11 protein-coding genes are annotated in these 12,861 nt (G+C 44.0%); 2 read left to right on the forward strand and 9 right to left on the reverse strand.

The window, feature by feature from the left end; all coding sequences use genetic code 11:
• Nucleotides 1-20: 20 nt before the first annotated feature.
• Genes H6759_03625 through H6759_03655 form a run of 7 tightly spaced genes read right to left on the reverse strand, consistent with a single transcriptional unit; the run spans nt 21 to nt 8,848 of the window.
• Entirely contained in the window at nt 21-617 is a 597-nt protein-coding gene (locus H6759_03625) for a hypothetical protein (GenBank protein USN52098.1), read from the reverse strand.
• Complete coding sequence (locus tag H6759_03630; GenBank protein USN52099.1) at nt 614-979, reverse strand: hypothetical protein; 366 nt, start codon at nt 977-979, stop codon at nt 614-616. Before H6759_03630 ends, H6759_03625 begins: the two co-directional genes overlap by 4 nt.
• Nucleotides 952-1,569, reverse strand: coding sequence for a hypothetical protein (locus tag H6759_03635; GenBank protein USN52100.1), 618 nt, complete (start codon nt 1,567-1,569; stop codon nt 952-954). Before H6759_03635 ends, H6759_03630 begins: the two co-directional genes overlap by 28 nt.
• On the reverse strand, nt 1,532-1,900 hold the full coding sequence (locus tag H6759_03640; GenBank protein USN52101.1) for a hypothetical protein: 369 nt from the start codon (nt 1,898-1,900) through the stop codon (nt 1,532-1,534). Before H6759_03640 ends, H6759_03635 begins: the two co-directional genes overlap by 38 nt.
• Nucleotides 1,897-2,841: a hypothetical protein gene (locus H6759_03645; GenBank protein ID USN52102.1), complete on the reverse strand. Its 945-nt coding sequence runs from the start codon at nt 2,839-2,841 to the stop codon at nt 1,897-1,899. The genes H6759_03640 and H6759_03645 overlap by 4 nt, the downstream gene beginning before the upstream one ends.
• Before the next feature lies 1 nt (nt 2,842).
• Nucleotides 2,843-8,080: a hypothetical protein gene (locus tag H6759_03650; GenBank protein USN52103.1), complete on the reverse strand. Its 5,238-nt coding sequence runs from the start codon at nt 8,078-8,080 to the stop codon at nt 2,843-2,845.
• Between the two features lie 54 nt (nt 8,081-8,134).
• A complete protein-coding gene (locus H6759_03655; protein USN52104.1) occupies nt 8,135-8,848 on the reverse strand; it encodes a hypothetical protein in 714 nt (237 codons plus the stop codon).
• A 92-nt stretch (nt 8,849-8,940) separates the two neighbouring features.
• On the opposite strand from H6759_03655, the gene H6759_03660 reads away from it, so the two are divergent.
• Nucleotides 8,941-9,321 (forward strand): Hsp20/alpha crystallin family protein, encoded by a 381-nt coding sequence (locus tag H6759_03660; GenBank protein USN52105.1) that lies wholly within the window; start codon nt 8,941-8,943, stop codon nt 9,319-9,321.
• Nucleotides 9,322-9,371: 50 nt separating this feature from the next.
• Complete coding sequence (locus H6759_03665) at nt 9,372-11,234, forward strand: VanW family protein (GenBank protein USN52106.1); 1,863 nt, start codon at nt 9,372-9,374, stop codon at nt 11,232-11,234.
• A gap of 347 nt (nt 11,235-11,581) precedes the next feature.
• Here H6759_03665 and trxB read toward each other — a convergent pair whose 3' ends face one another.
• A complete protein-coding gene (trxB, locus tag H6759_03670; GenBank protein ID USN52107.1) occupies nt 11,582-12,499 on the reverse strand; it encodes a thioredoxin-disulfide reductase in 918 nt (305 codons plus the stop codon).
• A gap of 11 nt (nt 12,500-12,510) precedes the next feature.
• Nucleotides 12,511-12,834, reverse strand: a complete 324-nt coding sequence (trxA, locus tag H6759_03675; protein ID USN52108.1) for a thioredoxin — start codon at nt 12,832-12,834, stop codon at nt 12,511-12,513.
• Nucleotides 12,835-12,861: the final 27 nt, after the last annotated feature.

Raw genomic sequence — 12,861 nt, forward strand, 5'->3', positions numbered from 1 at the left:
TTTTTGCGCTAAGGAGTTTATCAGTCGTGACTGATTTTGCTACAAAAGCCTTTACACTCAAGGTCGTTAGAACAGCTTTGACCAGCGCCTGGCCCAACATAACAGACCTTGTTACTTGCACGATCCGATGCTGTAAGCCCATTAGGGTCACATCGTCCATTAACGTCACAGTTATGACTACCTGTATTACAGTTTTTACCCTTAAATGGACCACTCAAACAGACTTTATCCGTAAGTGACACTTGAGCGCGGTGGAACTGATACACACGATAGACACGTGCAAACATATTGCTCAAGTACGCGTATTTATCTCGAGGAAACTGTGCATTTGAGTAATACGTTCTTAGACCAGACCGTAAGAAGGTTGGCGTTTTTAAGCCAGTAAAACCTGCCTCTTCGCCACCATTTTGAAAGAGTGGCTCGATACCAGCAACGCCTGTATTGAGCGCGCTCGAGAATGGGGCATTCGTTTCTGAATAGGTAGCACCTGTAGCTGGATCACGATAACCGGATTGTTTCCAAACACGATCTGTAAAGGCGGCATCAGAATTAGTATCTTTACTTTTTACTTCTGCTAACTCTCGGCAAATATCTGATGTGCCTACTTCTACATTCATATACATGTAGCGGTGATCGCCACCAGATTTACCGGCGCACGCAGAGGTCCAAAACCAACAAATGTCCATGTTCCATCAGGTTCACCATTATTAATAATATTGCCTGTGACTGGATCTTTTGCTTGAGGTGATTGGAATACAGCACGAACCGTAAACCAAGGAGCTGAGCTATTTGTACAAGTATCATCACTCGACAATGGATACTTGCGGATAAAGTCTAGTGATAGACCTTCGTTAAACGCATTAAACCCTGCTTTGCTATTATTTTGATAGTTTAGATCCCATGATTTAAAGGCACATAAGCTATTTTCAAACTTTTCAATCGTTACTGGACCTATAGCATCTCTTTCATCACCACCCACATTATCATAAGTTGTATAAAGATAATTGTAGACGTTTTCTCGTAAATTTGTTGGTAGTTTTTACCGCTAATTCTCTCTGGCTGTCTTTCTGCAAGACAATCTGAGAATTTCCATTGGTCTGTAACAGAATCTCTTATCTCAACTTCATTTGCTCTCGTTAAGAAAGGATCAAAACGAGAATTCACATCGGTTCTCCATATGGATTCGCCAGCACTTAGAGAAGACTGATCCTTATAATCAACTGATGGCACGTTATTGGCCCACTCGGCATTATAACCACAAGCCAAACGACCCACCTCACCGTTTACCGTAGGTTCAATCTTAAAGTACGAAATCGTATTATCTGTTATAGATGTCCTCATCGTATCAAGTGTTGGCGTATAACCAAGATCTCTCATTAATAGAGGTGTATGGATACGATAGAACGTTTCACGATAACCATCTCCCGCATCAACAAGACGCAATGATTCTGGTGATGTACCGCGTTCTTCTGGCACGGTGTAAGCGTCACTATAATCACATAACTCATAGGATGGGTAGTCGAGCGTGCCATCAATAGAGATATATGGCGTTTTCTTTTTTTGCGACATTACGATAACCGCCTCTGCCTTTATCAACCCAGATAGGGTCAAGATCAATACGTTGCATCTTACCTACATAACTCGGCTTATCATCACCATCAAATTGATTCGCAAAGTGTACATCAGCTTCATTTTTATCACGACTATCGTTACCACGACAATCACCAATATTTGCTTCGGTAAGCCCCACAGAAAATACACCAGTACCAGGAAAGAAGAAGTCCGTAATACCTGCCAACAATCCTCCTGAGCATTCATTAGCAAACTTATCACGATAGGTCATCGGATCATTAGCTACAGCCCCATCGTTTTCATACCTTCTAAGGTGCTGAAAGGTCAAAATGGCTTTTGTTGGTTTTTTGCTGCAGAAGTACAGTAATATTGCCCAGAGTTTTGCGGAGGCACATATCCTGCCGTTGGCTGATAATGGAACGGATCCTTGTCACCAAAGAGAATTGGGTTTGGATTCCAGGTAAGACAAGGACGATTTGATTGATCTGTGCCAGCAAACTGCGTCGAATCACGTTCTAAACATTGACCAAAAACGCCCTTAATGATTTCGAGTTTTGAATAGGCAACGCATTGACTATTCGCTCCGCAGCTAAAGGCTGATTGCGCAGAAACAATACGGTTTGTAATATCTGACGCTCCCTCACCTTCGCTCACTGAGCCTTCGTTAAGACTGCTTGGGATACAAGCTTGTCCATCACGTTGACCTCCGCTACAAACGCCAGGAGGAACATTTTGTGCACCAGGACCAAAGAAGCTTGATTTTGAACTATAGGTTACACGTTTATACGTACAACTACAGTCTTCACCGTATTCGCAAATATTGGCGTTTTCAAAACCAGACGCAATGAGCTTTGGCTGTGGTGGTTTATTCGAAAAATCCCACTCTTCTACATAGCTCGTGCCAAATGGCGAATCTGCTTCTGGATTAGAGCGACATTCAGCTGGAGGATAAGCGGTAGAAAGATTAGCATCTGACTTTGGATCATCTAATCTGAATTTATCAGCCACTTTTTCAAAGTTTGTAGAATCATTTGTCGATTGAACAGGAAGATAGCAGTAGAACGTTGCGTTTATCTGACATTCACTCTTGTTATAAAAACCTGTAATCGTTCTACCTTCTTTTGTTGTGTATCCACAAAGACTTAATAGCGGATTTGCAATCCCAATAGCGTCACCATCCAAAGGACGTGCAAATGAAATTGATGATGATGACGGCGCAACACAGCGGGTACCTGCGGCATTTGGGCCGGTGCCTGCGACCATCTTCACCTTAGCTGCCAAACGATAATCTAAACCAAAACGATTTGCTGAGTCTGGATAGAATGCGGTTGTTCAATCCGTCCTTACCTACTCGCAAGGTCTTCGTATCAGAAATCTGAAAGGCGTTAGGCAAGGCATAACCTGAATAATCTTTTGCACCGAGGCCGACTTCACGTGATGCGTATACGGCTGAATCAAAGAAGACGCCTTCGCTTAAGACCTGCTCTTTTGCTGTATCAGCTCGATCAACGTAATTTGCACAGAAGATATCTCCTGGTTTACCGGTAGATTTATCACAAAGAGCAAGGTCAATACAGACATCCTTATACGAACGTGTTGCTTGATCAAAGACCGTTTCTGAACTACGGCAACCAAGCCACTGCGCACAATCACGATCAAGATTTACCTTTACGACTAAGTTTGCATCATTTTTACCCTGATCAGCTGCTGGTAACTGCTGACAGAATTCATTCGTGCTATTTGTTACACAATCGATAGGTGATGTTGGGTTATAACCACTTCTTTCGTAGGCGAGAGCCGTTGCTTTTGCATTATAACGAAGCGTATTGTCTGCAAGATCGCGCAATAAGACACAGCCATTTGCTGGGTCGATTTTGCCACCACAGGAAGACTTATCAATATTATCATCATTGATAAAGAAATAAGGCTTACCAGCGGTGTGATCTGGATCAGTAAGGTCGTTTACATCACGGAACTCTGTACAGCTATTCTCTGATGCAGGGCACATTGCCGTCCAACCAGAATAGGCAGGATCCCCCGATTGAGCCATGCCAAAGACACTGCCATTTTCTAAAATCTCTGGGTAACAAGGCATGTTTGTATTTTGCACAAACCAACCACTGTAATTACCTTCTGGCAACCCAGCTAACACCGAAGTTGCGGATGCATTAGGGAAGTCGCTTGAAGACAAACGGATCCCCTCTTTGTATTCACACGCTTTTTCTTGTGGAGCTCTGAAATATTCTTTGCCTGCCTGGTAGTTAAATTCTTCACAGAACTCTTCTGAAGGCTTACAGAGCGCCTCACCATATTTTGTAATATCGTCTTTGAGGTAGACCGTTGAAACGGTATCAACCGTATTACGATCCGGTGAGTATTTTGGCTTACCAAAAGCACGACACGAAGCGTTTTCTGGCTTACAAAGTTTGGTTGTATCGTAAACCAAGTACAACATGCGATCAGCAGGACGTACGGTGGTATTACTTGGGTATGTTGGCGCAGGTGTAACGCCGTTCTCGATCTGAACAGGTGTTTGATCTGCTTGAACAAACGTTTGTGAATAGGCTGAGTCGCTATTGCGTGTATCTACAAAGGCACGACAACCGATTGCCTCTTGCTTACATAAGCGCGTAAAGCGATGGGCATAAACCGTGTTATTAAAGGTGTCTTTATATTCACGACAACCCAACATCGCTTGTGGTTCTGGTGCACCTGCATAGGACGTATCACACTGAATTGGGGTATTCCATGATTGATTTACGGCATAGACCGTATCTTGCACGCGTTCAACACGAACTTCATCAATAAAGACAGAGCGTCCTGCAGCGATCTGCGCGCTAAATTCTAACTGAGCAATTGTTGCATCTGGACCCTGGTAAAGACCTAGGCTATAGCGTTGCCAGTCAGACCCTACTGAAGTGGTACCGATCTCTTTTGTTGGGTTTGATCCTGCGAGTGCCGTTAACCGAAGTACAGACGGAACATCTCCAGGTGACTTAGCCCAGAAGCTCACGCGATAGTAAGCGTCTTTTTCGTTCGCATAATTTGCTACGGTTGTATTTGCACTTGCAGTAAGACGAAGGGACTTATCGCCTACGAGCACAGATTCATCAGAACTCTCACCAACAGAGAAGCTCCCGATACCTGTTTTAAAGGATTCTGTTAAGACTGTTTGTACGCTTCCTGCCGATACACCCTTAAAGGCGCGACAACCTGCAACCGTTGATTGACAGCTGCGACTTTCGCCGAGATAAGCATTGTAAAGACACTCCCCTGTTTGAGGGTAAAAATCTCCACCTGTTTTACGACAGTCATCCGCTTGACCTGAGCGTGAGATACGCAAAGCTACACATTGATCCGTAGATAAAACCGTTTGAGAATAATAACGATAGAAGGTATTACCTGCTTGATCGTAGAATTGACGACAGTCTGGATCAACACCCGTTCTCCAAAGATCTTCGTTACATGATGTTGGTTCTTTTACCATGCCATCGGTACCGCGTTTCGCTAAAATATCAGGACCTACAGCAGTCTCGTTAGGCAAGATATCTGCACCTGCAATCAAACTAAAAGTACGAAGTTGGTAACCAGCTTCAGCAGAACCCTCCCATACATAGAAAGATTTTGTTCGAAGTGGGTCTGGTTTTTGACAAGCACGTAGATAGCTAAATGATTGAGCTGTTTCTCCGCCTTGTGCTGCTTGCTCAACATTTGTAAATGTCTCACAACCAACATCTTCTTGTTTACAGCTATTTGCTGTTGAAGGGATGAAATAACTTGGCGCGATGTCTGCTTCATCGCTAAAGTCAATATTCACATCTTTTACAAGATCAAAAGCTGAAGCTTGTTTGCGGAATTCTGCATACCCAACACATTGTTGAGGACAAAGATCATTTTGCGAAAGAATCGCCGGGATCTTATCTGTACTATTTGTTTCTGAATATTCTTGACAGCCCGCATCTACTTGCTTACAAACACGAGCAAATTTCTTACATTGCTCAGGATCAGAATCAAGCCCTTGGCAATTAAGCTCTTCTGGCGCGACCTTCATATGCGTAACCGGCAAAGATCTGTTTACTCCGTCAACAAAAGCCGTGGCATATTCGTTTTCTTCAAACTGTACGGCATCTACAAGAGCATTTGAACCTGTGAGAGCAACTCTTGTCGCCGTAGCACCTGGTGGGATAACAAAGGAACATTCAAAACGTTGCCAATTTGTACCAAAGCTCTGTGTTGAGATTGCTGGCTCTCCTGTAGCAACACAGCCCGAAGAACGGTAAATAGCCGTTAAATCAGAAGCTGCAGCATTTGTACTCGCTTCCATTTGGAAGCTCGCTGCACCAGCGTCAAGAGCACGAACATTTGCAGAAATAGTAACGATATTACCAGGTAGCGTTGCGACCGTCTGCGAAAGCGGTTGACTGGTAGCCTCATAAGCACGCGTTCCAACGAGAGCGGAGTCACCGTCCGCGGCTACTGGTTCTGAGTATTCATATCCAGACTGCGCACTTGTCCAACCGTCGAGCGCCGTTGGACTGCTTTCAGATGATTCAAATGAAGCATTTTCTAAGTAATTCAATGCCGTACCACCCACCTCTGCTGCAAGCAATTTTGTACAACCGTCATCGTTTGCTGCACACGCGGTAAGCGCTTTGTCAGCGTAGAATTTTGGACCATTTTCGTTCCAGGTGCCATCTTGGTTGAGTTCGCTGAAGTACGCAGAACAACCGACATTGTCGGCACTACAGACACTGCTTTCAATCGTGTTACGTAGATAAGAAACATTTTGGCCTGTACGCGTTGTGTAAGAACGGCAACTCGCATTACGTTCTAAACATTGTGTTGAGTTAAAGCGATACGTTGTTTTTTCTGCAACACAATATCCATAACCACCTACACATTGACCGTTTTCGTCACGCTGTAAACATGTTTGGATATCACGGCATTCTTCACGACGTTCAGGAGCGGTACGCGATGAGATAAGTGACTCACCAAAACCCGTTAGCTTACATTGTTGAGGAAAAGAGGTTAGCACCCAGTTTTTATCAATAAGTTTACACCAAGGAAATTGAGCATCTCTCTCGCCTTGAGCGTTACATTGCGAAAAACCATCAACCACTTCTTTTAACGTAACGCAACCCGCTGGATTCTGACAGCGAATGATGTTCTCTTGCGAATTTGCTGCAAATTCAAAACCAATCGGAATAATACGCATGGCACGTAATTTTGCGAGATTACCTGCACAATAGCCATAGGTATAACATTGTGAATCTTGATTACGTTTTGCATCCGTAACAGGGATGAGTTGCCAAGAACCCTTAAGGAGATCTTGTTCGAGTGCTTTTTCGATCGTTAAATTACCCTCACCATCTTGACCGGTTACCGTTTGTGCCAATGATTCATCCATCGCACAGTTCCAAATATTTCTACCCGAATCAGGACATGAGTAAAGATCAGATAATACCTCTACATCACTTGTTCGTAATAAACTAAAATCACGCAACTCAATATTGGCTAAACGATTATCTGTGGCATTTTTTACAAAGGCTGCATCCGGTGATGAAACACCGCCTTTTTTCTTATTGTCTTTAAATGCATCAACAAGGCCTTTGATGAGGCCTTTTTGCATTACTTTGTTTAGGACTTTTGAAGAGAGTGTATTCAAAAAGACAGAAGCCGTATAAATACCGAGCTGAGCGGCACCAGCTTTATAAGCATTTCCAATAATACCCTGCTGTTTTGTTACCTCACCTGTTTTTGGATCTTTAACAACCGCTTGATCAAAAGTGCTTTGTATCACAGCTGCTGGCGTGCGCACATTACCACTCACAATATCCTCAAGGTTTTGAAAAGCTCCAGTTTCTTTGCGGTTTTCACGCGCTGTGTCTACGTCTTGCTCAATTAATGTATAAGACCTGCCAAGAATACGTAAGCTCGCACCAAGATCACTACCGTTATAAGAGATACCTTCGGAGATATAGTCTAATACCTCGGTATTAGAAAGCGTTGTATAAAGATTGCGGTAATTACTAATGACCTGTTTAAAGTCACAACGAGGTTGCGTATTAAAATTACCCTGTCCTAAGCCAGGAAACTGACCGCCAATCGTTAACTGCAACTGCAATAACTGCTGAGGATTTGGTGGCGTACAAAGATTAATACCAGAATCTCTAAAGAAGGAGAGATCTGAGATATCACCAAGAACCTGCCCTGCTGCATCACCTGCGACATCGGCTAAATACGCTTTTGGCCCTTTTTTAAACACGAGCGCAGATTGACCCTTGCCTCCATTAGCAATGTAATTTGCTGCATCATAGGCAATACGGGAGGTAAATTTTTGCAAAGCATTATAAAAAATGGTTACACCTGCCGTGAGAATTTTTGTACCAATCTTCTCTTTGACTTGTTTTACCTGATCCGGAATATCTGCATCAATTGTGGCAACTACCTTGCCCTGTGCATTTACTACTTCTGCCGCCATTGGACCTATGGCAATCCAAAATGTCATCGCAACAATCAGTGCGGACAGCGCTCTCTTTTGTGAAAATGATTCTTCATACGTTTAAGGATTGGTGGTGGTAGAAACAGGAATGACAGGAACCGTTGATGTCGTTGATGAAGCGCTAGCTGCTTCTTGTAACTGTTGACGTATCTTTACCGCTTCGCCAAAAGCTGAAAGGTAAATATCGTCAATTTGCGCATTAGGCAGATCCGAGAGTTCATTTGCTGTCACATACCCTGTCTCTACAAGATATTGGCGTTTCTGCTCTGAGCTTATCAGTGTAGGGTCAGGCGCCTGGAGAATAAAGGCTTCAACGGGATTGTCTGCTTCAAGTAAATCGCTATTTGCTTCTCCTGTAACTCGATCATTGTTGAGACCTTGTATACATTGCTGACCCTTTGGACAATTAGGATCTGTGCCTTGAGCGATCTCGATAGCATCAGCGAATCCATCAGAGTCTGAATCTGCGAGATACGGTGACGTTTTATAAATCTTCAACTCGCTGTAATCATTTAATCCGTCTCGATCTGTGTCTTTTTTTCTTAGCTCAAGATCTTGATTGTTTTGCGTGAGGAGATCGTCATACAAGTTTGCCGACTCTCGTATTGTAGCCAATGGAACGAAAAAAGGCCCGGTCACCCTTAAGCGTAAATACGCCGCAGAAAAACCGAGCACACCAAAACCGACCATGCATAAAATCCCTATAGCAAAACGACTCTCTTGCGGGAGCTCTCGCCACTGGGTTCGTATTCGATCGGTAAACTCAAGGGGCATAGTATGATAATACCATACCAGCCATTCTCTCACTAGCGTTTGAGGCTGAGTTATCAACATCTATCTTGTCGCTATTATGATATTCTGAAACTATGCAAGACTTTTTTCTCGAAACTTCTGACGGTCAAGATTGGTTAGATCAGCCACAAGAGGGCGAGCTTCATGTTGATGTGTTTCGTGATGGAGAACAACTCGTCATTCGCTCCAGTGCTGCGGGCATTAAAGCCGAGGATCTACAGTTATCGGTTGATGGTGACTTATTAACCATCAGAGGTGAACGAAAACAACAGCAGACGATCGCAGATGATGACTGGTTTCATCGAGAATGCTATTGGGGTGCCTTTAGCCGATCACTTGTATTACCTCTAGATGTTGATGCAGACCATGCTATAGCTAGCATGAAAGACGGGATCCTCGAAATACGTCTACCAATTCGTCACTCATCAAAAACCATACCCGTTAAAGCAAAATAGGCACTCTGCCATCTTGTCTGAACTCTAAAGACCTTGTACTCTAACCAAATATGAAAGAGTCTATCTCTTCGGCTTTCTTAAAGTCCGGATATATTATCGCTATTGTCGGTGGGCTCGTACTCGCACTTTCTGCCACAGGATTTGTCGCCGCCTTTACCTATGACAAGGTCTTTGAAGGACGCATATTGCCAGGCGTAATTGTAGGTAGCGACCGCTTAGATGGCCTCAGCTATGAAAAAGCCTATGCTCTTATCGAAGATTCCGTTGACACAGCAACGCGAAACGGCTTTGTTTTTCAATTTAAAGGCAAAGATTATACGCTTTCTCGGACCAATATTCCTTTTGATGACCCTGATCTCGCACGAGACTTATTACGTTGCCAAACCGATATCGCTGTAAAAGAAGCGTTTGAGAGCGGTCGCGGCAAAAGCTTTATTGTAAACGCCTTAGAACGCGGACGTATGGCTGTATATCCAAAACGTCTCGATGTGCCCTGCGAAGGCAATACGGAGCTACTAAGTAAACAGCTCCAGCAATTACTCGAGACGGAGATCAAGCCAGCGGTTGATGCAAGGCTAATGGCTGTTTCTACGAGCGGAACTTCACCAACCATTCAAGTCGATCCTGAAGTTATTGGTGTTTCTGCTGATATTGAGTCCGCCGTAGCTCAATGGCAAGCGATGACAAAACGCATGCAGTATCAGCCAATTGTGATTAAGAGCACCGAATTACGCCCAAGAGTCACAAAAGCGCAATTAGAACCTCTTCTTCACCAGGCACCGGCTATTCTTGAGCATGCACCGATCTCGTTATTAATCGACAGAACGCCCTTTACTGTAACCACGAGTACGCTTGCAAGTTGGATTACAGCAACATCAACCTCAAATGGCTTTGAGCTTACACTCTCCCCTATTGCTATTGTAGATTCTCTTGCTCAACCTGCAGCAAATATCTTGCAAGAAGCAAAAAATGGCTATCTTGAGCTTAATGCAAATGGTGGCATTAAAACGTTTACCGCACCAAAAGAAGGTGTCGCTATAGATGGTGTGAGTACTGCGAAAGTTATTTTAGATAGCATTGCTTCAACGAGCTCAAAAAAGACCCTTACCGTTGCATTGGAGCGTGTAACACCGCGCATCGAAGGTGCAGACGCCGAAAGACTTGGTATTCACGACTTATTAGGCGTTGGGACCTCCTATTTTGATGGTTCGCCCGCAAATCGTCGTAAGAACATCGCAAAAGGCAAAGATCTAATGAATGGTGTCCTTATTGCTCCAGGTGAAGAATTTTCACAATTAGCTACGCTCGGTGATATCGACGGCGCACATGGTTGGTTGCCAGAACTTGTTATCAAGGGTGATAAAACCGTCCCAGAATACGGTGGCGGTCTTTGCCAAGTAGGATCTACGTCATTTAGAGCAGCTATGGCTGCTGGACTTGAGATCACAGAACGTCGCAATCATAGCTATCGTGTACGTTATTATGAGCCTATTGGTACCGATGCCACCATCTACGAGCCTTCACCGGATTTTCGCTTCAGAAACAATACCGCTGCACATATCTTAATTACCGCTGATATGAAAGGCGATGGACTCTATTTCTCAATCTGGGGTACGAATGACGGCAGAAAAGCGGAGCAAAAGCTCTCAGGCGCCTACAATATCGTCCCAGCTCCAGCCACAAAATATATTGAAACAACAGACTTGGCACCTGGTCAAAAACGCTGCACTGAGTCCGCACATGCAGGTGCCTCAGCTCATGTTGACTATAAAGTCACTTACGGCGACGGAACCTCTTCTACAAACAGATTTACCAGCGTTTATCGCCCATGGGGAGCTGTTTGTTTGATCGGTGTTGCCGCTATCACCGAACCAGTGACAAACCCTACAGAAACCGTCCCTCTCGCAGACTAAAAAGGCTATTTTGCCTCTATTTACGTAAAAAAAGCCTTTTTTCGCATAAAAGAAGCCCTATCTTGACAGATTGGGCTTTCTCATGTATACTCCAGGTCTCATTTGACAGCCGTTTAAGCAATCCGCGTTCACGACAAGCATGGAATCTTTGCGTAGGGTGCCGCAGGTCTCACGACTCGCTCTCCCCTATAGAAAGATTTCTTGAATGCGGATTGCTTAAGTAGCTGTCTTTTTTGTTTTCTGAAATCATCACCCTCATTCCCTCTTCTTTATTTAAAGAAGAGGGAGGCTTAACAATATCGTTCAGTCACTCCCCTTCTTTAAATAAAGAAGGGGCCGGGGGATGATTACTGTGCGAGATATTTCTCCGCATCAAGGGCTGCCATACAGCCTGATCCTGCAGCAGTAATTGCTTGGCGATAACGAGAGTCTTGAACATCACCACAAGCAAATAATCCTGGTATATTCGTTAAGCTTGTCCCTGGCACCGTTTTGATATAGCCATGATCATCGAGATCCACCAAATCCGCAACAAGGCTCGTATTTGGCATATGTCCAATAGCTGCAAAAACGCCATCAATAGCCATTTCGGTGATATTGCCGTTTTGGTTATTTTTGAGCTTTACACCTGTTACCATGTCTTGCTCAACGCCCAAAATCTCAATAACTTCGCTATTCCAGATAACATCAATCTTTGGATTATTTAAGGCGCGATCTTGCATGATTTTAGAAGCCTTAAATGAATCTCTGCGATGAACGATGGTGACTTTTTCTGCAAAACGCGTAAGAAAATTTGCTTCTTCCATGGCGCTGTCTCCACCGCCTACAACAATCACGTTTTTGCCACGAAAGAAAAACCCGTCGCAGGTAGCACATGCGCTTACACCTTTGCCGTAAAGAGCCTTTTCTGATTCAAGGCCGATACGCTTCGCCGTTGCGCCTGTAGAAAGAATAACGGTCTTTGACTGATACGTCTCAGATCCAACCGCTACCTCAAAGCCACCTTCGATGCGTTTAATCGCATCAACGCGTTTTGAGATAATATTCGTCTCAAAACGTGCCGCTTGCGCACGCATCTCTGCCATGAGATCTGGTCCCATGATACCTTTTGGAAAACCAGGAAAGTTTTCTACCTCGGTTGTTGTCATGAGCTGACCGCCTGGTTCATCACCTTCAAAAACCGTTGGCTTGAGTTCTGCGCGAGCTGCATAGACGGCCGCTGTCCAACCTGCCGGCCCTGAACCAACGATAATAATATCTTGCATACGCACGATCGTTATTTTGTATAAGCCGAAAGCTTTTCAGCAAGCGCTTCTTTTGTCATTGAACCTACAAATTTTTCGACAACTTCTCCGTTTTTAAAAACAATAGATGTAGGAATAGAGAGCACGCGATATTCCATAGCAATCTTTTGCGCTGCATCAACATCTAATTTTCCAACAATCAACTTTGATGGATCTACTTCGTTTGAAAACTCCTCGACTATTGGTCCAAAGGCCTTGCAAGGAGGGCACCATTCAGCCCAAAAATCTACAAAAACAGGGACGGAGGATTTTAGTACTTCTTGCTCAAAATTTTCTTCTGTAAAGTGTTTGGCCATAGGATGTTCAATAAAGAATCGTGTATA

Source organism: Candidatus Nomurabacteria bacterium (assembly GCA_023898425.1).
Classification (GTDB): domain Bacteria; phylum Patescibacteriota; class Patescibacteriia; order 2-12-FULL-60-25; family 2-12-FULL-60-25; genus HK-STAS-PATE-2.